23 protein-coding genes are annotated in these 23,115 nt (G+C 48.3%); 16 read left to right on the top strand and 7 right to left on the bottom strand.

Annotated elements, in window-relative coordinates; translation table 11 throughout:
- Positions 1-28 precede the first annotated feature (28 nt).
- Entirely contained in the window at positions 29-1,369 is a 1,341-nt protein-coding gene (locus G451_RS0121140) for a tetratricopeptide repeat protein (protein ID WP_027185798.1), read from the bottom strand.
- Between the two features lie 455 nt (positions 1,370-1,824).
- Here G451_RS0121140 and G451_RS0121145 point away from each other — a divergent pair, with 455 nt between their 5' ends.
- From G451_RS0121145 to G451_RS0121200, 11 genes are all read left to right on the top strand, one after another.
- Positions 1,825-2,202 (top strand): TraR/DksA family transcriptional regulator, encoded by a 378-nt coding sequence (locus tag G451_RS0121145; protein ID WP_027185799.1) that lies wholly within the window; start codon positions 1,825-1,827, stop codon positions 2,200-2,202.
- Between the two features lie 337 nt (positions 2,203-2,539).
- Positions 2,540-3,181 (top strand): phosphatidylserine decarboxylase family protein, encoded by a 642-nt coding sequence (locus G451_RS0121155; protein ID WP_027185801.1) that lies wholly within the window; start codon positions 2,540-2,542, stop codon positions 3,179-3,181.
- Positions 3,182-3,209: 28 nt separating this feature from the next.
- Entirely contained in the window at positions 3,210-3,989 is a 780-nt protein-coding gene (pssA, locus tag G451_RS0121160) for a CDP-diacylglycerol--serine O-phosphatidyltransferase (RefSeq protein ID WP_027185802.1), read from the top strand.
- A 135-nt stretch (positions 3,990-4,124) separates the two neighbouring features.
- A complete protein-coding gene (locus tag G451_RS0121165; RefSeq protein ID WP_027185803.1) occupies positions 4,125-5,657 on the top strand; it encodes a 2-isopropylmalate synthase in 1,533 nt (510 codons plus the stop codon).
- A complete protein-coding gene (gene leuC / locus G451_RS0121170; RefSeq protein ID WP_027185804.1) occupies positions 5,657-6,916 on the top strand; it encodes a 3-isopropylmalate dehydratase large subunit in 1,260 nt (419 codons plus the stop codon). The genes G451_RS0121165 and leuC overlap by 1 nt, the downstream gene beginning before the upstream one ends.
- Before the next feature lie 27 nt (positions 6,917-6,943).
- A complete protein-coding gene (locus tag G451_RS0121175) occupies positions 6,944-7,438 on the top strand; it encodes a 3-isopropylmalate dehydratase small subunit (RefSeq protein WP_027185805.1) in 495 nt (164 codons plus the stop codon).
- Between the two features lie 78 nt (positions 7,439-7,516).
- On the top strand, positions 7,517-8,590 hold the full coding sequence (gene leuB, locus G451_RS0121180) for a 3-isopropylmalate dehydrogenase (protein ID WP_027185806.1): 1,074 nt from the start codon (positions 7,517-7,519) through the stop codon (positions 8,588-8,590).
- A 3-nt stretch (positions 8,591-8,593) separates the two neighbouring features.
- Positions 8,594-10,585 (top strand): ribosomal protection-like ABC-F family protein, encoded by a 1,992-nt coding sequence (abc-f, locus tag G451_RS0121185; protein ID WP_027185807.1) that lies wholly within the window; start codon positions 8,594-8,596, stop codon positions 10,583-10,585.
- A gap of 2 nt (positions 10,586-10,587) precedes the next feature.
- Positions 10,588-11,028: a (deoxy)nucleoside triphosphate pyrophosphohydrolase gene (locus G451_RS30915; protein ID WP_034643356.1), complete on the top strand. Its 441-nt coding sequence runs from the start codon at positions 10,588-10,590 to the stop codon at positions 11,026-11,028.
- A gap of 100 nt (positions 11,029-11,128) precedes the next feature.
- The gene (locus G451_RS0121195; RefSeq protein ID WP_027185808.1) at positions 11,129-12,148 is read left to right on the top strand and encodes an aspartate-semialdehyde dehydrogenase; all 1,020 of its coding nucleotides are present in this window, start codon (positions 11,129-11,131) and stop codon (positions 12,146-12,148) included.
- A gap of 158 nt (positions 12,149-12,306) precedes the next feature.
- Positions 12,307-13,251: an aminotransferase class IV gene (locus tag G451_RS0121200; RefSeq protein WP_027185809.1), complete on the top strand. Its 945-nt coding sequence runs from the start codon at positions 12,307-12,309 to the stop codon at positions 13,249-13,251.
- Between the two features lie 61 nt (positions 13,252-13,312).
- Here G451_RS0121200 and G451_RS33245 read toward each other — a convergent pair whose 3' ends face one another.
- Both G451_RS33245 and G451_RS0121215 read right to left on the bottom strand, forming a co-directional pair.
- On the bottom strand, positions 13,313-14,368 hold the full coding sequence (locus G451_RS33245; protein ID WP_027185810.1) for a TIM44-like domain-containing protein: 1,056 nt from the start codon (positions 14,366-14,368) through the stop codon (positions 13,313-13,315).
- Positions 14,369-14,474: 106 nt separating this feature from the next.
- Entirely contained in the window at positions 14,475-14,873 is a 399-nt protein-coding gene (locus G451_RS0121215; protein ID WP_027185811.1) for a response regulator, read from the bottom strand.
- A gap of 289 nt (positions 14,874-15,162) precedes the next feature.
- On the opposite strand from G451_RS0121215, the gene G451_RS0121220 reads away from it, so the two are divergent.
- From G451_RS0121220 to G451_RS30930, 3 genes are read left to right on the top strand one after another with little or no spacing between them, the layout of a single operon-like run.
- A complete protein-coding gene (locus tag G451_RS0121220) occupies positions 15,163-15,426 on the top strand; it encodes a hypothetical protein (protein ID WP_027185812.1) in 264 nt (87 codons plus the stop codon).
- Entirely contained in the window at positions 15,423-16,244 is an 822-nt protein-coding gene (locus tag G451_RS30925) for an HD domain-containing protein (RefSeq protein ID WP_084448704.1), read from the top strand. The genes G451_RS0121220 and G451_RS30925 overlap by 4 nt, the downstream gene beginning before the upstream one ends.
- Before the next feature lie 37 nt (positions 16,245-16,281).
- Entirely contained in the window at positions 16,282-17,373 is a 1,092-nt protein-coding gene (locus G451_RS30930; RefSeq protein WP_034643477.1) for a tetratricopeptide repeat protein, read from the top strand.
- Between the two features lie 35 nt (positions 17,374-17,408).
- Here G451_RS30930 and G451_RS30935 read toward each other — a convergent pair whose 3' ends face one another.
- The 4 genes from G451_RS30935 to G451_RS30940 all read right to left on the bottom strand — a co-directional run bounded on the left by G451_RS30935 (position 17,409) and on the right by G451_RS30940 (position 21,116).
- Complete coding sequence (locus G451_RS30935) at positions 17,409-18,227, bottom strand: tetratricopeptide repeat protein (protein WP_156921758.1); 819 nt, start codon at positions 18,225-18,227, stop codon at positions 17,409-17,411.
- 20 nt (positions 18,228-18,247) lie between these two features.
- Entirely contained in the window at positions 18,248-19,012 is a 765-nt protein-coding gene (locus G451_RS0121240; RefSeq protein ID WP_027185813.1) for an OmpA/MotB family protein, read from the bottom strand.
- Positions 19,013-19,104: 92 nt separating this feature from the next.
- A complete protein-coding gene (locus tag G451_RS0121245; protein ID WP_027185814.1) occupies positions 19,105-19,881 on the bottom strand; it encodes a motility protein A in 777 nt (258 codons plus the stop codon).
- The gene (locus G451_RS30940) at positions 19,878-21,116 is read right to left on the bottom strand and encodes a cyclic nucleotide-binding domain-containing protein (RefSeq protein WP_034643359.1); all 1,239 of its coding nucleotides are present in this window, start codon (positions 21,114-21,116) and stop codon (positions 19,878-19,880) included. Before G451_RS30940 ends, G451_RS0121245 begins: the two co-directional genes overlap by 4 nt.
- A gap of 290 nt (positions 21,117-21,406) precedes the next feature.
- On the opposite strand from G451_RS30940, the gene G451_RS0121255 reads away from it, so the two are divergent.
- Together G451_RS0121255 and G451_RS0121260 are read left to right on the top strand one after the other, a co-directional pair.
- Entirely contained in the window at positions 21,407-22,198 is a 792-nt protein-coding gene (locus G451_RS0121255; protein WP_027185815.1) for an iron-sulfur cluster-binding protein, read from the top strand.
- Complete coding sequence (locus tag G451_RS0121260) at positions 22,199-23,110, top strand: dihydroorotate dehydrogenase (RefSeq protein ID WP_027185816.1); 912 nt, start codon at positions 22,199-22,201, stop codon at positions 23,108-23,110. It begins immediately after the preceding gene.
- The last annotated feature ends 5 nt before the right edge of the window (positions 23,111-23,115 follow it).

The raw sequence follows: 23,115 nt of genomic DNA on the forward strand, positions 1-23,115 counted from the left end.
GGTATGGTTCGAAAAGAAGAAAGACGGGCTATTGCGATTGTTGAATTTCGCGTAATAAGGTCATGGCCTTGGTGAAGTTGGGTTTCATCTTAAGCGTGTATTGCGCATATTCCAAGGCGAGGTCTTTTTTGTCTGCACGATGAAACACCGCAGCGATATTGTAGCATACCGTCTCGCTTGTTCGATGGATTTGAGGATTGATTTTGATCGCCTTGACCAGATGGTTATATGCTTCTTGATAGTTTTTTCCTTCCGTGAATGCCATCGCGATATTGTAATAGAGCCCGGGATCATTCGGCGAAATTTTGAGCGCTTTGCGATATTCCGTAATGGAATCTTCCCAACGGCCTTGTCGGCGCAAGGTGATGCCTAAGCGGTTAAAGGTATCGATGTCAGACTTATCGAGGAAATTGGCCTTGGCTTCAAGCGTCTGGCGTAAGTAATGTTCGGACAATTTCGGATTGGTTTGCATACATTGTTCTGCAATCGCTCGGCTCACCTTACTAATGGAAGACATCGCTTCTTTCGTGGCGAGTTTGAGAGCAGAATCGAAAACGGTTTTGGCTTTGTCCTCTTGCCCAAGCTTGATAAAATTGGCTCCAATACTCACCTTGCGTTCAATATTGAGTGGACTGAGTTTATCGAGTTGTTCGAGATACTTTTGTTCTTCTTGAACGTTTCCTTCTTCTTTATGGACGAGAGCAATGCGCTTGAGGGGTTCAAGATAGAGTTTCGCGCTTTTCGATGCCTGCGTGTAAGCGGCGAGGGCTTGATCTTTTTTGCCAAGTCCACGGAACGCATCGCCGAGCAAAATATATCCCGATGGGCTATTTTCTTTTATTTCAAGGACTTTTTTTCCAATTTCAACGGCGCGTTCGAATTGTTGCAGTTCGAGAAACTGTTTGCCCGCTTCAATGAGTTCTCCGATCTGACCTCGAGGACGTACCGTAAAGGCAATTTTCTCTATGAGTGTATCAGGCGAAATCGGTTTGGTAATGAAATTTTCGGCGCCCACCTCGTGGAGGAGAATGAGTTTTTCCCGGGCTACTTCATTCGTTAACACAATAATAAACATCTCCCGAAAATCGTTTTTGATATACTGAATGAGATCGGTTGTTGGCCGACCATTGAACTCACGCTCAATGAAAAAGACAATATTTCGTGATTCCGATGCAGCTTTTTTGAGTTCCTTCTGTAACATATCCGGCCCTGCAATGTTACGAACACAGTCTTCTTTGATGAGAAGGTGCCGAACAAGGGTTGCGCGTAGATTTTTAATAAATAGTTGATCTGGGCTCAGAACAAGAAGGATGCCTCGCCGATTCTGAATGAAATCTCGAACGTCTTCGTCATACTGTTTGGGGCGCATATCGTCTCTTTTCGAGTAGAATGATTCTGAAAATCGCTGTTTTTTCGATCATTCGTTTGTCATATTCAATCAAGAGTAATCCGGCATGAGGCTTTAAAAGAGCTATGAAGCCAGAAAAAAACGTTTATGGTGAATGATAAGTATTTTCAAGAGGAACATGGGCGAAAGAACAAGTTTAGTGAATCTGGAATACATTCTTAGTAAATTAAAAACTTTCTAATAGAATGGCAACCGAAAATTATGTAGTTGACTTAAGGAGTTCCAAGGAAAAAAGGTGTTTCTGTCGAGAGATACATCCAAGGAAATTCTTTTGAGCGTAACAGAGTCTTCATTCATTTGAAACATGCTCATCACGGAATGTAGGCAAATCCTTTAAGGCAAAGAAAAGGACAGTACCGTAATTTTCGGTGCGCTCATGGGAATTGGGCTTTCAACCGTCTGCCTGGGAGGACAACATGGTCCGTGATGATCTTGATGTTTTGCGCAGTATCCTTAAGGGGAAGTTGGACGAAATTCAGCAAAAGGGGAGTGAGTCCCTGCTTGGTTTATCTTCGCCGCAAGATGTATGCGCAGACCCTAATGACAGGGCGAGTTATGAGTCTGACCGCAATTTTGTTTTACTTTTACGGGAACGCGATCGCGAAATGGCCGCGCGCATCGAAGATGCTTTGGCGCGCTTCGATGAAGGATCTTATGGAATATGCGATGAATGTGGAGACGATATTGCGTTGGCCCGCCTCAAAGCGCAACCTACGGCAATGCTGTGCGTTCATTGCCAAGCGCTGCAGGAAGAGTCTGGCCGTCCCGATGCGCATGTTGCAGGATATTACTAAGTTTTTTCGATTGATGCGAGTCGGCAGCGACTCCGTAGGATTTCTTACGATGAAAGGGTGGGCGTCGTTACTGGACGACTTGAACACGGTGCCCGCTCTTCATGAGCCCGATTTTGAACAGATATGTCCTCGCATTGTCGGGGAATACGTGCCTCGTCTTTTCGGAAGAATTTTCGAGTCGTGACGTTTTTTGCATTTTTTGTCTCCTTTGGGTTGTCAACGCGCCCGATCATACATACAAGAGCGGTCCCGGCGGCATGTCCGCCTCATTCGCTTTGTTTGATCTGGCGGCATGTGCGCGCAATAAGCGTATCTGACGTCTACAACCGGAGGATCCATGCAAAAACCATCCATCGAGTTTGCTCCTGAAGGCGCAAGGCCTGTTTTTACGTTGACGACGGCCGTTATCGTCTCGGCCCTGCTCGGGTGGACATTTTTGACCGTTATCCTTCTTGTTGGCCTGCTTCTTATGGTTAACTTCTTTCGTGACCCTTCACGGATCATTCCGCATGGGGCAGGTCTTGCTGTTGCTCCTGCCGATGGGAAGATCGTTCGCATCGAACGCGAAATCGACCCCATCAGCAACGAAGAACGCACGGTGATCTGTACCTTTATGAATGTCTTCAATGTCCACGTAAACCGATCGCCTGTAGATGGTTCCGTGGCCGATATCCGGTATCATCCTGGCAAATTTTTCAATGCCTCTCTTGATAAGGCCTCCAAGCACAATGAACGGAATACGATCGTTGTTCGAGACGAAGACGATCAGGATTGGACCGTAGTACAAATTGCCGGTCTTCTGGCCCGTCGTATTGTATGTCATGCCCAGGTGGGGGACATCGTTTCGCGTGGAGGCCGTTTTGGGATGATTAAACTGGGATCAAGGGTTGACGTTTATCTGCCACATGGTTATCACGAGGCTGTAACACTTGGACAACATGTAGTCGCCGGTCAGACTGTCCTTGCAAAAAAAGTCTGATCGAGAAAAACGTAAAAACGAGTTGAACATGCACGAATTGGCCGAACGCCCGACACGCCGTGGCGTTTACATCCTCCCAAATTTGCTCACGACTGGAAGCCTGTTTGCGGCTTTCGTCGGGTTGCTTTGGGCGCTTGAAGGCCATTTCGAGTGGTGTTCCGCAGCTATTTTGGCAAGTTGTTTGTTCGACGGGCTGGATGGTAAAGTTGCGCGTTTGACTGGAGCGACAAGTGAATTCGGTGTCCAATTCGATTCTTTAGCTGATGTCGTGGCTTTTGGTGTCACGCCCGCGGTTATGGTTCACGAATGGATGCTCGGTTCGTATGGTCGTCTCGGTGTAATGGCTTCGTTTTTGTTGGTAGCATGTGGAGCCTTGCGTTTGGCGAGGTTCAATGTTCAAGCATCAAAAACGACCAAAGGCTGTAATAAGTACTTTGTCGGTTTGCCCATTCCGGCAGCCGGATGTACATTGGCCTCGTTCGTTTTCTTTGTCTCCTGGTTGCGGCAGACATCGATAGACATTCCGGAAAGCTATATTTCGGGTTTTTGTCTCGCGCTGGTGTTTGTCTTGGCGTACATGATGGTCAGCCGTATTCGGTTTTTTTCCTTCAAGGACTTTGGTCTCATCAAAGCTCATCCATTCAGCACCATGGTCTCGGTGTTGTTGCTCTTCGTTCTCATTGCCTCACAGCCTGCTGTTTTGGGCTTCGCCCTGTTCCTGGGCTACCTCTTGTCCGGTCCCATCCGGGCGTATATTATCCTACCTTGCCGTAAGCTCCTACGGGGGCTCACCAGCGAGCTCTCATAACATTACCCCACCCATACCGGTGACCTATTGTCATTGGACCGTCCGTCGGCTACGTACGGACACTGCTTCACGCTAGTCAGCTGTGTCCATACGTTACGTGTACCTATCTACTGAAATGTCAGAAAGGGGATAATCATGTCTGATACCGTTTTGATTTTTGATACGACGTTGCGTGATGGCGAACAATCTCCCGGCGCCACGATGAACCAAAAAGAAAAAGTGCGTTTGGCTCGGCAACTCGAATCGCTTGGTGTCGATATCATCGAAGCCGGGTTTCCTGCTGCCAGTGAGGGAGATTTCGAAGCCGTACAGGCCATTGCCGCGGCTGTAACCAAACCGCAGGTTGCCGGTTTGTGCCGGGCGCTTAAAAACGATATTGACCGGGCTTACGAGGCTGTCAAAGAAGCGAAGTATCCGCGCATTCATACGTTTATTGCGACTTCTGAAATTCACATGAAACACAAATTGGGCAAAACGCCTGATCAGGTTGTTGAAATGGCCAAGGCGGCTGTTTCCCATGCAGTATCCTTGACGAAAAATGTCGAATTCTCAGCGGAAGATGCTTCTCGTTCAGATTGGGATTTTCTCGTAAGAATTTTTACTGAAGTGATTGATTGCGGTGCGACGACGATCAATGTTCCCGATACGGTCGGATACATTCAGCCGCATGAATATTCGGAATTGATTCAATATTTGAAAAAGAACATCTCCAATATCGACAAAGCCACGATCAGCGTACACTGCCATAATGACCTCGGGTTGGCGGTAGCCAATTCTTTGGCTGCTATTCATGCCGGGGCCAGACAGGCTGAAGTCACGCTGACCGGGATCGGAGAACGTGCCGGAAACGCCGCATTGGAAGAGCTCATTATGGCACTCGACACACGTCGTGACACATACAATTTGAAAAATAACATTAAAATAAATGAGATTTTTCCGTCTTGTCGCTTGTTGTCACACATTATCGGGCAGCCCATTCCGCCGTATAAAGCCATTGTCGGTGGCAACGCGTTTGCTCACGAATCCGGCATTCACCAAGACGGAATGCTCAAGAATCGGCAGACCTACGAAATCATGACTCCCGAAAGCATCGGTCGCAAGGGAACCGATTTGGTTATTGGCAAGCATTCGGGCCGCCATGCCTTGAAATCGAAAGTCGAAGAGTTGGGATTCAAATGGCTGACAGAAGAAAATCTCAATACGGTTTTTGAGGCTGTCAAAGAATTGGCCGACCGGAAAGCCAAAATCTATGACGAAGATGTCGAAGCATTGATTTTGGAGAAGGTCTACCGAGGAGAGAAAGCCGACAAGAAGTTCGAACTCGGATACATCGCCGTGCATTCTGGAAATACGCCCATGCCGCCGAATGCGGCTGTTGTGATGAAAGTTGACGGCGTTGAAAAAAAGCATACCAATTTCGGCGCCGGACCGGTTGACGCCGCTTTTAAAGTTATAGCAGAAATGACCGGCCGTACTCCGACACTCTTGCAATATGCCGTTAACGCCATAACCGGTGGAACTGACGCCCAAGGTGAAGTGACGGTGCGGGTTGAGGAAAATGGTCGAACCGCAGTGGGACGGGGTTCTCACGACGATATCATTGTGGCCAGTGCCAATGCGTATATCAACGCCTTGAATAGCCTGGTAAATAAAGAGGAGGAACGCTAATGCCGCGTACTATGGCAGAAAAAATCCTGCAAAAGCACACGACAGACGAAGTGACCGGCGCCGGACAGATTGTGTCCTGTAAAGTGTCGCTTGTTTTGGCCAACGACATCACAGCTCCTTTGGCAATCAAGTCATTTGAGCGTATGGGAGCCAAGGAAGTCTTCGATAAAGATAAAATAGCCCTTGTGTGTGACCATTTCACACCCAACAAAGACATCGACTCGGCCGAACAGGTCAAAGTCGTGCGTGATTTTGCCAAGAAGATGGGAATTACCCATTACTACGAAGGCGGCAATGTTGGAGTTGAACACGCACTGCTGCCTGAAATCGGCCTGGTTGGCCCGTATGATGTCGTCATCGGTGCCGATAGCCATACGTGCACATACGGTGGCCTCGGTGCATTTGCGACAGGCATGGGCTCGACAGATATCGCTGGAGCCATGGCACTGGGTAAAACCTGGTTCAAGGTACCACCGTGCATCAAGGTAGAATTTACCGGGACGCTGCCCAAACATGTCTATGCCAAAGATTTGATCCTCAAACTGATTGGCGAAATCGGCGTTTCCGGCGCTCGCTATATGGCGCTTGAATTTGTCGGTCCGGTCGTGGATGCACTGAGCATGGAAGGTCGTATGACCATTGCCAATATGGCCATCGAAGCCGGAGGCAAAGCCGGTATCTTCCCGGTTGATGCCAAAACGTTGGAGTACACCAAGCAGGCCGGGCGCAACGATACGGAACTGCTTACTCCTGATGAAGGTGCCGTCTATGCCCGCGAAGTGACCATTGACGTCTCCGATCTTTCTCCGCAAATTGCTTGTCCGCACTTGCCCGACAATGTCAAACCGGTGGAAGATGTCACGGATATCACCATTGATCAGGCTGTCATCGGTTCCTGCACGAATGGCCGCATTGAAGACTTGCGTGAAGCTGCTGCCATCTTGAAAGGCAAGAAGGCGAATAAAAACGTTCGCCTCATTGTTCTGCCCGCGACGCCGGCCATTTGGAAGCAGGCGCTCAAAGAAGGACTGATTGAAACCTTTATGGAAGCCGATGCTGTTGTCGGTCCTGCGACATGCGGTCCTTGTTTAGGTGGTCATATGGGGATTCTGGCTGGCGGCGAACGCGCTGTGGCCACGACGAACCGTAACTTCAAGGGACGTATGGGCAGCTTGGAAAGTGAAGTGTACTTGGCCAGCCCGGCTGTTGCCGCGGCAAGTGCCATCACCGGACATCTGACCCACCCGAAAGACATCTAACCGCCCAAGGGACCAATGGAGGATCACATGTATAAGGGAAAAGTCCATAAAGTGGGCGCGCATATCGATACGGACGCCATCATTCCGGCCCGGTTCCTGGTCTCCACGGACACCGAAGTTCTCGGCAAAAGTCTGATGGAAGGCCTTGAAGCCGGATGGGTGTCGCGCGTTTCCAAAGGCGACATCATGGTTGCCGATGAAAATTTTGGGTGCGGCTCTTCGCGTGAGCATGCCCCTCTGGCCATCCTTGGTGCGGGCATTCCAGTGGTGTTGGCCAAAAATTTTGCCCGAATTTTTTACAGAAACGGCTTCAATATGGGGCTGATTCTGCTTGAACTCGGCGACGATATCGACAAAATTGACGACGGCGACGAACTTGAAATTGATGCGAAAGCTGGGGTTATCAAAAACCTGACCAAAGGCATTGAAATCAAGACTGCACCGGTTCCCCCATTCATGCAGGAAATTTTGAATCAGGGTGGGCTGGTACCATATGTAAAAAATCGGTTAGCCAGCGCCTAGCCAAGTGTTGCCAGAACTGTTTCGGACGCGGTCCTTGAAGGACCGCGTCCTGTTTATAACAATTTAAGGAATACGATTATGCAATTTTCTCTTTGCCTCCTTCCGGGCGACGGTATTGGACCGGAGATTGTGGAACAGGCCGTTTTGGTTCTGCATGCTGTCGGAAAAAAATATGGTCACACCTTTACCACGACGTCTGCCCTGATCGGTGGTGCAGCCATTGATGCCGAAGGCGTCCCTCTGCCTGACGCGACGGTTGCTGCATGCAAGGAAGCCGATGCTGTTCTGCTCGGAGCAGTCGGTGGTCCCAAGTGGGATACGATTGATCCTGCAATTCGTCCGGAAAAAGGCCTGCTTGGCATCCGTAAGGCATTGGGGCTGTTCGCCAACCTTCGCCCGGCCAAGTTGTTCCCCCAGCTCAAAAATGCCTGCCGTTTGCATCCAGATGTCGTTCGTGATGGCCTTGATGTTCTGGTCGTTCGTGAATTGACCGGTGGCGCCTACTTTGGTGAGCCTCGCGGTCAGGAAGTGCGTAACGGTGAGCGCTTTGGCTTTAACACCATGGTCTATTCCGAGTCCGAAATTCGTCGTATCGCCAAGATTGGATTCGAGACTGCTCAAAAGCGCAACAAGCGTCTTTGCTCGGTCGATAAGGCCAATGTTCTCGATGTTTCCCAGCTCTGGCGTGAGATCGTCATCGACGAATCCAAAAATTATCCCGATGTCGAATTGTCGCATCTGTATGTGGACAACGCAGCGATGCAGCTTGTGCAAAATCCCGGACAGTTCGATGTTATTGTGACGGAAAACCTGTTTGGTGACATCCTCTCCGACGAAGCCGCTGTTATCACCGGTTCCATCGGCATGTTGCCGTCCTCATCCATGGGGGATGGCACACTGGCGCTGTACGAACCTATCCATGGTTCGGCTCCGGATATTGCAGATCAGGATAAAGCCAATCCGTTGGCGACGATTTTGTCCATCGCCATGATGTTGCGTTTTTCTTTTGCGTTGGAAGAGGAAGCTGCGGCCGTGGAAAATGCTGTATCGGCCGTGCTTGATGCCGGATACCGTACTGGCGACATCATGGAATCGGGGAAAACCCTTATTGGGTGCCGTGAAATGGGCCAGAAGGTCGTTGAGCAGATCTAGGCTATGGCCAAAATTAGTATTCAATCCCTGACAAAAAGCTTTGGCGGCCGTGATGTCCTGCGCGACTTTAGCCTGGAGATCGCGGCTGGTTCTCGCGTGAGTGTTGTTGGACCGAATGGTTGCGGAAAAAGTACACTCTTGCGGCTTATTGCCGGGGAATCTGAAGCCGATGCCGGCCGAATCAGCCTTTCGGCCGGTGCTCGGCTTGGGTATGTTGTTCAGGAACTGACGGAAAAAGATCTTGAAACGAATTTGTGCGATTTCGTCCTGTCCGGTCTTCCCTCATGGAGTACCTTTTGGGAAAAGTGGCATAAAGCCGTGGCTGCCAAGGATGAACGGACATTAGCAGCCTTATCGGAAGAACAAACGCGGCTGGAAACAATGCTTGGGTACAATCCCGAACATCGTGCCATGGCCATTCTGAACGGGTTGGGATTTGAAGACAAAACCAAAGCCGAACCAGTACGGCATCTCAGTGGGGGATGGCGCGAACGGGCCAAGCTCGCTCGTGTTCTCGTTGCTGGAGCCGATATTCTCCTTCTTGACGAACCGACCAACCACCTTGATCTTGAAGCCGTGGAATGGTTGGAACAATACCTTTTGTGTTACAAAGGTGTCTTGGTCTTTGTTGCTCACGATCGAATCTTTTTGGATCGCATCGGAACGTCGACGTTATTTCTTGGAGAAGAAAGACCGATTTATCGTTCCGGGAATTTAACAGAATTTCTTGCCTGGAGAAAAGAGACCGAGGAGCAACGGATGCGTGAAGCCGCCAATCTGGAAGCACGTATCAAACGGCAAATGATGTTTGTCGATCGGTTTCGATACAAAGCAACCAAAGCTCGACAGGCACAAAGCAAGCTCAAAAATGCGGAACGCCTTGGCGAAGAACTTGCGAAAATGCAGGAAGCGGCAACGAAAGCACCAAAGACACTTGCATTTCGTTTGCCACAACCTCGACGTAGCGACAAAACAGTTTTATCCGTTGCCGAGCTTGAATTCGGCTTTGAACCCACAAAGCCACTCTGGTCGAATTTCGGATTCAATCTGTACCGTGGTCAGAAAGTGGCACTGGTTGGGAAAAACGGTGCCGGGAAAACAACACTGCTCAAACTCATTAGCGGACATCTGAAACCGTGGTCCGGACAAATTCGAATGGGTTCGAATACCGACATGGCGTATTTTAGCCAGCATCAGACGGAAATTCTCAATACAGAAGCCACGGTGATGTCGGAAATAAAACGCCTTTCCGACCCGAAGACCACGCATGAAGAACTCTGTTCAGTCCTCGGATTGTTTTTACTCGGCGAGTCTTTTTTTGAACGAAGAGTGGCGAGTTTGAGCGGAGGAGAAAAAAGCCGGCTTGTTCTGGCAAGTCTGTTCTTGTCCCGATCGAATTTTTTCGTCATGGACGAACCGACCAACCATCTCGACCTGGAAAGTCGTGAAGGGCTGGTGCAGGCGTTGCTGGATTTCGAAGGAACAATTTTATTTGTTGCTCACGATAGATACTTGTTGTCGGAAGTTGCTGAAGAAGTTTGGGCCATAAGCCCTCATGGAGTGGATGTTCATCTGGGTGGATTTGCCGATTATGAACGTGCGCTCAAGGAGGAAGCGGCTGGGGCCTGTTCCTTGGCTGACGATGGACAAAACACCGCGACCGATTCTGGGCGTCCTGGTGGACGCAAGGATGATAAAGAACGAAAACGTCGCATTGCCGAAGAGCGTAATGCTATATATCGTCAACTGAAACCACTGCGCTCGGAATATGAAAAGCTCGAAGTTCGTTTAGAAACCGTTCTTGCGGAACAAACATCGATGGAAGAGATTATGGCTGATCCGGATACATATGCCGATGCCGCCCGATTTACGGAACTGAGTAAATCGTATCATGCGCTGGGAGAAGAGAGTGAACAACTCCTTGAGCGTATGGATGCACTTGAAAGCGATATGAAACGCCTGGAAATGCAACGGGAAGCCTTAGGAGCGGAGTGAGGATGTCATCGTCTTCTCGGTATATCGATGTCGTTGCAGGGGTGTTGTGGCGTCATGGAGAGATTCTTGCGGTGACTCGTCCCCCCGGAAAATCGCAGGCTGGAGCATGGGAATTCCCCGGTGGAAAGGTGGAACCGGGTGAAGCGCTTTCCACTGCATTGTGTCGCGAATTACATGAAGAGCTCGGTATTGCTGTAGATACGTTTGCCTTTTGGCGAGAAATAACGCATTGCTATGCCCACGTAGCGGTTCGCCTGCATTTTTTTCACGTTCATGCGTTCACGGGAGAACCCCAAGCGCTTGAAGGACAGAAACTCTGCTGGAAACGTCCACGACAGTTACCGCTGTTGCCGTTTCTTGAAGCCGACCGGGCCGTTGTCGCACTGCTTGCGGACGAGTTCGGCGATATCGGAAAAGACGGAAAAAGACGAAATCGGCCGTAGGCGGAGAAAGCACCGTAAGGGAATGTTCGGCGAAGCCGCGTATCGTCTATCATCATTTAGAGACTCCATTGTTGGAGCCTCCCATAGAAAGGAGAGGAACATGGCAAGCGAATTAGTGGTGGCAGTTGCCGGAGCCACGGGCGCTGTTGGCCGAGAAATGCTGAAGACGCTCGAAATGCGTAATTTCCCTGCAACGAAGGTTATTCCCCTGGCGTCTTCACGTTCAGTTGGTAAAACCGTCCCTTACAAAGGTCAGGAACTCCCTGTCTCCGAATTGAAAGAAGATTCCTTTCAGGGCGTTCACTTGGCTCTTTTTTCCGCCGGTGGAGGTACATCCAAAACCTTTGCTCCCCATGCTGCAAAAGCGGGTTGTATTGTTGTTGATAATTCAAGTGCGTGGCGCATGGATCCGGAAGTTCCCTTGGTTGTGCCCGAAGTGAACCCTGACCATCTCGATAACCACAAAGGTATCATTGCCAACCCCAATTGTTCGACCATTCAAATGGTGGTTGCACTGAAACCGATTCATGACGCTGCCCGCATCAAGCGCGTTGTTGTCTCGACCTACCAGGCCGTGTCCGGAACCGGGCAGAAAGCCATTGATGAACTCGATGGTCAGGTTCGTGCCATGTACAACAATCGCGATATCCCTGTGAATGTTTATGCGCATCGTATTGCATTCAACTGTTTGCCGCACATCGATCGTTTCCTCGACGATGGGTATACCTTTGAAGAAGAAAAGATGATGCTGGAAACGAAGAAAATCATGGGCGACGATAGCATCCGGGTCACAGCGACCACGGTGCGTGTCCCGGTATTTTACGGCCACAGCGAAGCGGTTAATATCGAAACAGAACGCAAATTGACGGCTGCTGAAGCACGTGACATTTTGTCCAAGGCTCCGGGCATTGTTGTCATGGACGACCCCAGCAATAATGAATACCCGATGGCGCTGACCGCTGCAGGGCAGGATCCGGTCTTTGTGGGTCGCATCCGCGAAGATCGCAGCCTGGAAAATGGACTCGACATCTGGGTTGTTGCCGACAATATTCGTAAGGGGGCAGCCTTGAATGCCGTCCAGATTGCTGAGATTCTTTTGCAAAAGAAACTTCTTGGATAATCAACGCCATCATGATGGGCATTTTCTCTTTGTGGAAAATGCTTAGATCATGATTGTGTATGCGGAGGGTAGTCCTATTCGAAGATGATTTCGAATGGGCCTGCCCTTCGTTCATTTCAAGACCGAGCGTTGCAGATGCAACGGCAGAAGGAACGGGTATGACCACCATCGTCGACAGCCAGACCTATCTGAATCGCATGCTTTCCCTTCCCCGACCGGGAGGTGATAAGGTGTTAGCGTTTTACGAACATCGAGTGGGGTGTATTTGCAAGGATCCGGCACTCATGCTGCTCCCGTTGGACGACCACCTTGTTCACCGCGGGGATGGAGTGTTCGAAACGTTGAAATACGTTGGGGGGCGCCTCTATCAGTTGCGTGAACACGTGGAGCGCATGGAGCGGTCTGCACGAGCCATTGATCTTGAGCCGCCATGCTCCTTTTCAGAACTCGAAGAATTTATCGTCGAGCTTGCACGAGCTGGGGAAGAACGCACCGGACTTTTACGTGTCTTGCTGGGCAGGGGGCCCGGTGGATTCGGCATTGATCCCAAAGAATGTCCAACAACGAGTTTGTACATTGCGGCCTATCGATATACTCCTCGTGCGGAATCCATCTATACTCGTGGTGTGAGTGCTATTCGTGCCTCGATTCCAGCCAAACAAACCTATTTAGCCAAAATCAAATCTATTGATTACCTGCCTAATGTCCTCATGAAAAAAGAAGCCAACGCTAAGGGAGCGGATTTCCCGCTGTGCTTCGATGAAAAAGGTTTTTTGGCTGAAGGCGCAACCGAAAATGTCTGTATTGTGGATGCAGATGGTGTCTTTGTGATTCCGGAAATGACCAATTCGCTGACCGGCACAACGCTTATGCGTGCGCTGGAATTAGCTTCAGAGGATATGGACGTCCGCTATCATACTATATCGGAAGAAGAAATTTACGCTGCTCGGGAATTTATTATTTTTGGAACCACCGCCGATGCGTTGAGCATTGTAACATACAATGGAAAGCCCATCGGGGACGGTGCGCCTGGTCCCGTCAGTAAAGGCCTCCGATCAAAATTGAAGCACGACCTTGTGGTCAACGGATTACAGATATTTTGAGTGAGATATTGTTCGCTGGGGAGGCTTGAAAGCGCTCCCCAGCGTAAGACGGCAAGACAATCTAAGCTTGCTCAATTCCAGCAAGTAACCAAAGCGCCCCAGGAGCAGATTCACTGCGGACAAAATGCCATATTTCCTTCACATTGCTTGTTGCTTCTTGTGTTGGATCTTCACGAAGCATGGCATCATATTGTACCGCACACTGTGTTTCCCCATCCTTTTGTTCCAAGTTGATCAACTTGGCTTTAACAAGAAGTACATCGGTTTGACCCGGCTTAGGATCTTGTTTGGCCTGTTGAGAGAGTTCTTGGAAAACTTCATTGGTTGTGTATGGACGGATGTCTTCCAGGTTCCGTCTATCCCATGCTTCCTGGAGCTTGGCATAAAAGAGTTTGGCTCCGCGCAAAAAATCATCTTCATCAAATCCCTTCACACCCGTTGCATTGATCGATGTCTGCGATTGATGAGCATCGTATGTTGTTTCTTGTTCGGAACCAAATCCCGCCGGCATCTGAGTACCGTCTTCAGGACGTCGTTTTTGCGGCGTTTCCAAGTGTTGCCACATAGATTCGGCAACACGGTACGCTGTTTCCAATCCTTCGCGGTCTGCTTCTTTTTCCGGGTCGAGAGGTGGAGAAACGTTCTGGCTCGGCTGCTGCGGGGAGTGGGGTGGAGAATGTTTCTCCTCGTGCGTCGTGTTTTCTTGGATATGGTCTGTTGTCTCGTAGGGAGATTCCGGTGGCTGCGGCCGTTTTCTGGAAAACAGTTTAAAAAGGAGGAATATAACAAGCGCCGCAACAACGATGTCCACAATGCTTATTCCTGTAAATTCCCCTCCGGACAGCCAAGACCCAATGAAGCTGCCAGCAAGCAGGCTTCCGAGCATCCCTGTGCCCGTGAAACCGTGTTGACCTGGAGCGTTTTGAGGCAGGCTCGAAGTTGAAATGCATGACGTTTTTTCCGCTTTGGGCAACATCGAAGAACGAAACGGGGAGCGCTTCACGTTAAAAGAGCTCTTTTCGTTCCGTGATTTGGATTTGGCATTGTCATTGATGCCAGTAAAAGCAGAACAGAAGTTATGAAACTGCAGAGTAATAAAGAGGGGATGTTTTTTCATGATACTATCCTCCCGACGCGTTTGGGATGTCCTATCAAAAACAACAAGCCGAAGACGGTCAAGGCCTTCGGCTTTTTTGATATATGCATATCTTCGATCGAATGAATTATTCGATAATATTCAGATTTCTCAGGAGATGAAGCAACATATGTTTGTCGATCGGCTTGGGAACATAGGAGGTTGCACCTCCTTTGTAATAGGCCTCAACCACATTCTTGGGGTCATCAAGCGCGGTGGTCATGACAACTTTGACTTCGTCTGAAGGCGCAATATCTCGCTCTTTTTCGATCGCCCGAACTTGTTTGAGGGCTTGTTGGCCATCCATTTCAGGCATCATAATGTCCATGCAAATAAGATCATATGGCCTCTTTTCGGACAGAGCCAGCTTAAACGCGTCAATGGCTTCCAGCCCATTAACGGCGATATCCACTTCTCCGAAGGGAGAAAGTATTTTTTGTAAAAGCTTTCTACTCGTAAAATCGTCTTCAACGACCAAGGCTCGCATTGTATCCTCCACATTTCAGCCCATAATGCCTTTTGTTTCTATGATAGAAAAAAATGCTTTTTGCAACTTAAAAGGGTCTCAATACAGTGATCGGATATGAGAAGAGCAAATTATTGCTCCCCAAAAATTGGGTAGGAGAGCCAAGACACATCTGTTAGTCAGACTATCTGCTCTCGAAATCGAAATCAATATCAGGATACACCCTTGCCAGCCAGTGGGCCAGTTTGTATTTCCCTGGTGCCTACTGTGTTTATTCTCTTACGCACAGGGAAAATGGAGATATGATATCATGCTGCAGTTCTTAGCCCAGGCGTCAAAAAGCATCCTCCCCGATGTCAGTCTTCCCAACACGTGGCCTTTTGGTCCCGGGTATAGCGAAGGTTTTTGGTCTGTTGTCCTCAAATATGGGTTTATTGCGATAATTTTTGCATTTATCGCACTGATGCTCCGTTTCCTTTTCGGGCCGGGAGGTCCTTTGAGAGATAAGGAATTCGATCTCCCTCCGGAAGAACTGAAAAAACTTGATCAAGAATTCGAGGAGAAACGAAAATGAACATCACTGACTCGCTGTTCTCCGGTGAGGACATGTCTTGTGAGTTCCATGGATTCGTTCAACGATTTGATGAGTACGTTGAAGAGTTTCGTCAGGGATCGACGGAAGATATTCAACACATTGAACTGAAGTACGACCATTCTCTTCGTGTGATGAAAGAGGCGACGCGTATTCTTGATTCTTTGCCGTTGAGTGAAGAGATTCGTTTATTATGCCGTGTCGCAGCCTTGTATCACGACATTGGTCGCTTTTCTCAATATCGCCGTTTTAAAACTTTTAAGGATTCTGAATCGATAAATCATGGCATTCTTGGTGTTTCCGTTCTCAAAAAAACACATTTACTTGATATGTTCGATAGTCGCCAGCGTGGATATATTTTGTCTTCTATTGCCATGCACAACAAGCGTTGTGTTCCTCCCTTGTCCGGCCATGAACTGGAAACGATGGTAGGCGTTGTCAGAGATGCAGACAAACTTGATATCGTGAGTATCATGTTGGAGCATTTTGATCCTCACGGGAAAAAGAGTGATGTTGTCGTGCTTGGTGTGAAAGATAATCCACAGCGTTTTACATCCTGTATTGTGGAGCAAATTCAAAAGAAAGCGATTGGTGAGTACAGTATGATGCAGTATGTTAATGATTTTAAACTGCTGCTCTTGAGTTGGGTGTATGACCTTAATTTTGCGGAGAGCAGTCGAATATATCTTGAACGAGGATATTTGGAGAGCTTGACGGATTTGCTTCCCAAAGCCCCAGAATTAGGGCATCTGAAAAGTGCGCTTGTGCATGATCTTCAACAGCAAGCCGCAGCCGCGTAATTGATTGCAATATAAGGACTCTATTATTTGAATGGCCATGCGAGATTATTCGTTACAGTTTAATACCGTCTTACTCTTGAGTGACAAAGAAGAGCATTTACGTCTTGATCGCACGAGTATCAAAATGTTTGCTCCTCGACAGGTTGTCGCATTGACGAGTGCAACAGAGGCTATTGATTTTCTCAATAGCCAAACAGCTGATATGGTTTTGCTTGATACCATGTTGGAAGACATGGATGGAATTAAGTTGCTGAAGCTGCTTCGTCAAAACATGAAACTCAAACGTACTCCTGTCGTTATGGTGACGAATGAGGGACACAAGCATAAAGTCCTGGACGCCATTACAGCTGGCTGTGATGGGTATATTCTCCGACCATATTCTCTTGAGACGTACAAGCGTCACCTTTCATGGGCATTGCAAATCGATCGCATCAACGAAATTGAGGAAGAGCAGCTCAGCGATGCTCGAGAACTGTTAAAACTTGGTGAATACGATGATGCCATTGAAGCGTTCGAAGAAATTGTCTCCGAACACAATGAAGCCCAGCAGTTCTACGACTTAGGATGCAGAATGTTGGTAGAGCAAAATTATGGACAAGCAATTGTAGCATTTAAAAAAGCTATTAAAATAAATGATTTATATGCTGATGCCTATAAAGGGCTTGCAGAGGCATATATGGCAAAAAGCGATACGGAAAATTATCGCTACTATTTGCAGAAAGCTTCAGAGATTTTTGCCGAATTCAACCGCTTAGAGGAAGCCAAAGAAGCGTTTGTCGATATTCTCAAATACGATAATAAAACACCGAATCCATTCAATTCATTAGGAGTTAAGCTCAGGCGACTTGGCGACCTTCCCGGTGCGCTCCACGCCTATCAGCAAGCACTACAGCTCACCCCGGACGACGAGAATATCTATTACAACATAGCCAAGGCATATTATATCCTTGGCGATTTGCAGAACTCCAACGTCCATATCACGCGATGCCTGGAGATGAATTCTCATTTTGAAGAGGCCAAGGTATTGTTTAAAAAAATATTTGGAATGGATTGGGCGCCAAGCACCCATCGACCAGATGAGTCTCGGAGGTGTTCAAAGACGGCGTCACAGTCCCGGAAAGATATTTAGGCACCACAACGTACTTGCTTCTTCCCCTCTGTCCATCAATCCATGCGCGATGTTCGTTGACGAGTTCGTCTTTTTCGTGGGCGAATTCCAAAAAAATTGGCGAGTTCCGGGTCAGTTGGGGCATGTCCCGCTTTTTTAAGGTAGGACACAAACATTTTGGCTTGTTCAAAGTGAGGATTCAGCTCGCAGGATTTTTTGAGATGAAGAAAGGCATCGTCAAACGCGCCTTTTTCAAAGCTGGCCCGAGCCATGTTGAGACAGAGATGTTCATCATCGGGGCTTAAAGCGAAGGCCCGAGAGTAATATTCAAGCGCTTCATTGTAGAGGCCTTTTTTGCGTAATCCAATGCCGAATTCATTGAAGAGATGCTTGTGTTGTTCTTCAAAGCTCTCATCGAGTGCGACGAGACGTTTAAAGATATATTTTCCCTTCCCCGTCTGGTTCATCGAGAGATACACGAGCCCAAGGCCGAACATGGCACGTATATTCTCGACGTCGATTTTGAGGACATGTTGATATTCAATCTGTGCTTCGGCATGCATCTGTTGTTTGCGATAAAAATCACCTTGTGCAACCCGTTGAGTGAGAAATTTGTAACCAAGTTCGGGTTCCAACACGAATTCTCTAAAAAAATCATTTCGCTTTTTGACGATCTGTGTCCCGGTCGGTGTCTGGTTGGCATCAAGTTCTTGTAACATTACCGTATCGGCATCAATACTTTTTCCAAACCAGAGCTTGGATTGTGTGTTGGCTTGGCCTGGTATGCAGTCCTGTTCCGACATTTTTGAGAAGATCCCTTTAATTTGGACGAATTCATCCTCGTGAGTGCGATGGTCGGATGGTGATGGAGACATAGAAGAGCGGTCCAAGAACGCTATTGCGAGACGCTTTGAGGACTGACCAGGATGGAAACACGACGATTGCGAGCCCGATTCTCCATAATAGGAACGCCATTGGTGTCGAGGTTGGGAACAAGGGGAACCGTATCTGCTAATCCAAGAACTTTGATATGGTTTTTGGGGATCCCGCTTTCAATAAGAAAGCGTGCGACACGACTGGCTCTTGCCGCAGATAATTCCCAGTTTGAGGGATAGATCCACGATGTAATCGGAGCATCATCGGTATGGCCTTCAACAGTAATAATATATGGCAAACCGACAAGTGAATTTGCGATATTTTTGAGTATGTTGACGGCTGGTTTGGCAAGGTCTGCACTCGCTGAATTGAAGAATGCCGAACCACGCAGATCAATAGCAACAACGTTCCTGCGGGCATGAATTTCAACAACATCTTTCTGAGATACGAGCTTGCGCGAAAGTTCATTTTTTAATTCGGGCAAACTCTTCATTCGTTCCTTGGATGAAATAGGAGCTCTGAATTGGTTAGTTGCTTGAATAACCGGAATTGGAGTTGGCGTGACTTTGACTTGCGGTTGTGGTGTTGGAGTTGTTTGCCCCTTTTTTTTCTGCATAGCCTTTTCCATCGATTGCGCGACTTCTTCAAAACGCGAAGGGTCAAACTGAGAAACTGAGAGTAAAATGACAAAGAAACACAGAAGCAACGTCATCATGTCAGCCAGACTGAGTTGCCAGTTTCCGGTATCATGATGATTTTTGCGCAATTTTGACAGTTTGGTCATGACAAGAAGCTCTGTGTCTTTTCCTGCTTGGTGTGCAATAAATACAACGTTTTCATCGTGCGCTGTACTCTGCGCATGATGCGTTCAATCAGCTATTTTTTATTTTCGATGGATGCCCAACGCCTTGGAGGCAAGTAGGCCCTCAGCTTATCGAGAACAATGGCTGCCGGAGTCTTGTCTTTAATAAAAAGCACACCGTCACGAATGACATGCATGAGTAACACGCGTTCATCAATGCGTTTTTCCACTTTGATGGCGATAGGCAAGAAGAGCATATTGGCAAAGAGGATGCCGTACAATGTTGTTGTCAGGGCAACGGCCATTTGTGGGCCGATATTGCTGATGTCGCTCCCCATGGACTGCATCATACCGATAAGTCCGATGAGCGTCCCGATGATTCCATACGCCGGGGATAAGTTGGCCATGGTTCGGTAAATGCTTGCAGACGAAATTTCCTGCTCATAGGTTTGTTCTATGCGAGTATCGAGAATTTCTTTGATCTCATCGGCGCTATATCCATCGACGAGCATTTGTAGGGCATGTTTCAAAAATTCGTTCTCAATGCCGGGAAGGCTTTTTTCCAAGTGAACTTTGCCCTTGGATGACGCCTCCCGTGCAATAGAAACAATTGCGTCGATATAATTTCCGATGGGAAGTTCTTCACGTTTGAGTGCCATGAGAAATGTGCTTGAAACGCGCATCACTTCCTTGAGAGGGAAGCAGATAAACGTGGACGCAAGCGTTCCACCGAGCACAATGGCCACCCCGGGCAAATTTAAAAAGACACGGACATTGTCAGTTGAAAAATAGGTGGCAGTTGCAAGAATGCTTATACCGAAAAAAATGCCGATGACGGTCGCGACGTTCACTTTCGAATCCCTTTGAGTTCTTTGATGATGTCGATCAATTCTTCCTCGGCGTCATATGCGGCTGATTCGTCGTAATGGGGATTGGTAGAAAGCTCATCCTGAACAATCGTTACCATTTTTCTCGAAAGATTGGCCAATATTTTTTCTCTGGCTCCCCCTCCGGCAAGAGACACGAGGAGAGGCAATTTGTGGAAACTCATTTTGGCAAGGGCATCTTCCAGCGTGGAATCATCAATACCCTCAATGTCGTCCAAAGTTTCAAGTTCCGAAGCCTTCATTCGGGGTTTTCGCGCTCGTTGGAAGTAGTCGTGACCTTTTTCTTTGGCGAAGGCGGTAATATCGGATTTGTGAAAGAAAAAGAGAGAGGGAGGAATCTCCTGATATGCGATTTTTTTATAGATCATTTCCGGTGTAGAACCGACCATGTCGGAAAAACGTCCAATATCGATAAATTCAAGATCGCTGAGAAACGGGAACTGTTCAGCGGGCATATCCTTGAACATATTTCGTGCGACGACCATGAGCTTATCGACATCCGGAATAAAAACTGTGCGGTCTTTGATATAATCCGTTGTTTTTTTCTTGGTGCCAAGCAAGGGGTCGGTTTTATAGAATGCGCCTTTGATGTCCACAAACTCGATGACAGTCAACTTTTCCAGACGATCAAACAGTTCATCGATTTCAAGTTGCGAAATGAGTAAGATTTCTTTGATGCTTTTGCTGATTTCAACATAACTGAGTTCAACGGTCTGGGTTTTGGTTCGCCCCCCTGGGGCGTTCTGGGCAGCTTTGTATAGGAGAGCTAGAATCTGACACGCACTGAGGTAGACATTTCCCGATGGCCTGTCGGTGATGCGTTCATTGAGCGATTTGACACGCTCGACAAGGTAGCCAGTAATGATTTGAACAGGGCGCGGGCTTTTGAGCAGCAAGGTATGCAGAACTGCCTGATCCAGGATGAGTACCTCGCTGTATTCCAAGGCATCGGCGTTACTTGTGCGCTTTTCTCCGGAAATGACACCCATCTCACCAAAAATTTGTCCTGCCCCCAGTGTCGCCGTCACAACACGCTTGTTATTGACGATTTTATAGATAGAGACTTTACCGCTTTTGATCATGTATGCGACATTGCTAGGTTGACCAACGCGGTAAATGTTCTGACCCTGATGAAATATTTTGAGTTTATTGCTTAATGCCGTGCTTCTTGCAGCACTTTTCTGGGGAGAATCCGTCATGAGAAACATTCCTTTACGTGGGGCGCACAGGGGTTGAAGGCACGGAATATTGCTGTAAGCTTGGTCCAGATCCTTCGCATGAGTCCAAGAGTGCCGTTGGTCCTCGAAATTAGGGAGTGAGCAAAAAATCGCAGATGAAAAGTACGCGTTTATGCTATGAAATTCAAGAAAGCCTGTGGATAAAGGCGTATTCAGATTTCAGGTTCTACGCGGTTCGGGGCTTTTCCGTCATTTGCAAGTATAGTACAGGCATTTCTACTAACGTTAAGCATTTACCTTGAGGATATCAAATGAACAACCCCTTGTGCGCCGATGTCGTCGTGCAGCGCCTTTCTCCGTATGGTCCACTTGGCGACGACCATGGCTTTTATGTACTTGAACTCGAAAATCCAGGAATCTCGTCCGCTTTGGGTGGCCAATTTGTCATGATTCGACGTCCGTCGTGGTCAAGCCGTCCTTTGTGGGGCCGACCGTTTTCCATTCATCGGATCAGTGAATCCAGCCTTGAGATTTTTTTTCAAGTCGTGGGTTGTGGAACGCGAGATTTGCTTGAACTTTCCCCGGGAGACACGCTTACTTTGTGGGGGCCACTCGGTAATGGATTTGCCGTCGAAGCTGACACAAAGACGCTCATGCTTGCCGGTGGGGTCGGGTTGGCTCCTTTTGCCTTGTATAGCGAAACACACCCGAATCCAGAAAATTTGACGCTGTTATTTGGTCATCGCATCCCATTGTCTTGTTATCCCTTTGATTCACTGGAAACGTGTTCGTTGAAAACCGCCTGTCAGGAACATGAGCCCTCCGATCTTGATGTTTTCATAGCGGATATGGAAACACATATTCGCGATCATGCCGATGGACTTGTTTTAGCATGCGGACCGACACCATTTTTACGAACGGTGAAACGCATTGCCGAAGCCTGTGGTGCTCGTGCGCAACTGTCGCTTGAAAACAAAATGGCCTGCGGTGTTGGGGCGTGCCTTGGTTGTGTTTGTAAGACGACCGAAGGGCAATATACCCAGGTCTGCACCAAGGGACCGGTTTTCTGGTCTACAGAGTTGTGTTTCGACGAGGGGGAATAAATGGACTTACGCGTCACGCTTGGAGGGATGGAACTTTCCAACCCCATTATTACGGCTTCGGGAACTTTCGGATATGGTCTTGAATTCGTTCCGTATGGCGACCTCAAAAAGCTTGGTGGCCTTGCGGTAAAGGGGCTTTCCCTCAAACCGAGAACCGGGAATCCCATGCCGCGCATCGCCGAGACTCCAGCAGGCATGCTCAACGCCATTGGCTTGCAAAATTGCGGTGTTGAAGTCTTCCTGAAGGAAAAACTCCCTTTATTGCCGTATAACGATACGGCCATTATTGCCAATCTCTATGCATGTGATGCCGTTGAATTTGCCGAACTTGCTGCTATTCTCTCCAGCGAGGAGGGCATTGCCGCTCTTGAAGTCAACATCTCGTGCCCCAATGTGAAAGCTGGGGGGATCCTCTTTGGTCAGAACCCGGCCATGGCTGCGGCGGTTACGGAAGCTGTCAAAGCCAAGGCGGGAAATACACCTGTCATCGTCAAGCTTAGTCCCAACGTGGCTGATATTGCATCCATCGCGAAAGCCGTGGAAGCGGCCGGTGCCGATTGCTTATCGTTGATTAATACGCTGAGTGGAATGAGTGTCGATATCCATACGCGGAAATCGCGACTGGCCAATATTATCGGAGGCCTATCCGGTCCGGCCATCAAGCCAGTCGCCTTGCGCTGTGTTTATCAGGCCGCACAGGCCGTTTCCATCCCTATTATCGGGCTGGGCGGTATTGCTTCGGCGGAGGATGTGTACGAATTTCTACTTGTTGGAGCGAGCGCTGTCCAAGTTGGAACAGCCAATTTCTTTCGTCCTGATTTTGCCTTCAACCTCGTTGATGAAGTGGAAGCACTTGGCCAAGAACTAGGATTGTCGGACCTCGATGAATACCGAGGTTCCCTCGTGCGGTAAGCTTT

The organism is Desulfovibrio inopinatus DSM 10711, from assembly GCF_000429305.1.
In the GTDB taxonomy this organism is placed as follows: domain Bacteria; phylum Desulfobacterota; class Desulfovibrionia; order Desulfovibrionales; family Desulfovibrionaceae; genus Alteridesulfovibrio; species Alteridesulfovibrio inopinatus.

Excerpts from the sequence above, each read along its gene's own strand:
- G451_RS0121260 (WP_027185816.1), top strand. The coding sequence starts at position 22,199 with ATGGACTTACGCGTCACGCTTGGAGGGATGGAACTTTCCAACCCCATT.
- G451_RS0121255 (WP_027185815.1), top strand. The coding sequence starts at position 21,407 with ATGAACAACCCCTTGTGCGCCGATGTCGTCGTGCAGCGCCTTTCTCCG.
- pssA (WP_027185802.1), top strand. The coding sequence starts at position 3,210 with ATGCACGAATTGGCCGAACGCCCGACACGCCGTGGCGTTTACATCCTC.
- G451_RS30935 (WP_156921758.1), bottom strand. The coding sequence starts at position 18,227 with ATGTCTCCATCACCATCCGACCATCGCACTCACGAGGATGAATTCGTC.
- G451_RS33245 (WP_027185810.1), bottom strand. The coding sequence starts at position 14,368 with ATGAAAAAACATCCCCTCTTTATTACTCTGCAGTTTCATAACTTCTGT.
- G451_RS0121145 (WP_027185799.1), top strand. The coding sequence starts at position 1,825 with ATGGTCCGTGATGATCTTGATGTTTTGCGCAGTATCCTTAAGGGGAAG.
- G451_RS0121200 (WP_027185809.1), top strand. The coding sequence starts at position 12,307 with ATGACCACCATCGTCGACAGCCAGACCTATCTGAATCGCATGCTTTCC.
- G451_RS0121215 (WP_027185811.1), bottom strand. The coding sequence starts at position 14,873 with ATGCGAGCCTTGGTCGTTGAAGACGATTTTACGAGTAGAAAGCTTTTA.
- G451_RS30940 (WP_034643359.1), bottom strand. The coding sequence starts at position 21,116 with ATGACGGATTCTCCCCAGAAAAGTGCTGCAAGAAGCACGGCATTAAGC.
- G451_RS0121165 (WP_027185803.1), top strand. The coding sequence starts at position 4,125 with ATGTCTGATACCGTTTTGATTTTTGATACGACGTTGCGTGATGGCGAA.
- G451_RS0121220 (WP_027185812.1), top strand. The coding sequence starts at position 15,163 with ATGCTGCAGTTCTTAGCCCAGGCGTCAAAAAGCATCCTCCCCGATGTC.
- G451_RS30915 (WP_034643356.1), top strand. The coding sequence starts at position 10,588 with ATGTCATCGTCTTCTCGGTATATCGATGTCGTTGCAGGGGTGTTGTGG.
- G451_RS0121140 (WP_027185798.1), bottom strand. The coding sequence starts at position 1,369 with ATGCGCCCCAAACAGTATGACGAAGACGTTCGAGATTTCATTCAGAAT.
- leuB (WP_027185806.1), top strand. The coding sequence starts at position 7,517 with ATGCAATTTTCTCTTTGCCTCCTTCCGGGCGACGGTATTGGACCGGAG.
- G451_RS30925 (WP_084448704.1), top strand. The coding sequence starts at position 15,423 with ATGAACATCACTGACTCGCTGTTCTCCGGTGAGGACATGTCTTGTGAG.
- G451_RS0121155 (WP_027185801.1), top strand. The coding sequence starts at position 2,540 with ATGCAAAAACCATCCATCGAGTTTGCTCCTGAAGGCGCAAGGCCTGTT.
- G451_RS0121195 (WP_027185808.1), top strand. The coding sequence starts at position 11,129 with ATGGCAAGCGAATTAGTGGTGGCAGTTGCCGGAGCCACGGGCGCTGTT.
- G451_RS30930 (WP_034643477.1), top strand. The coding sequence starts at position 16,282 with ATGCGAGATTATTCGTTACAGTTTAATACCGTCTTACTCTTGAGTGAC.
- G451_RS0121240 (WP_027185813.1), bottom strand. The coding sequence starts at position 19,012 with ATGACCAAACTGTCAAAATTGCGCAAAAATCATCATGATACCGGAAAC.
- leuC (WP_027185804.1), top strand. The coding sequence starts at position 5,657 with ATGCCGCGTACTATGGCAGAAAAAATCCTGCAAAAGCACACGACAGAC.
- G451_RS0121175 (WP_027185805.1), top strand. The coding sequence starts at position 6,944 with ATGTATAAGGGAAAAGTCCATAAAGTGGGCGCGCATATCGATACGGAC.
- abc-f (WP_027185807.1), top strand. The coding sequence starts at position 8,594 with ATGGCCAAAATTAGTATTCAATCCCTGACAAAAAGCTTTGGCGGCCGT.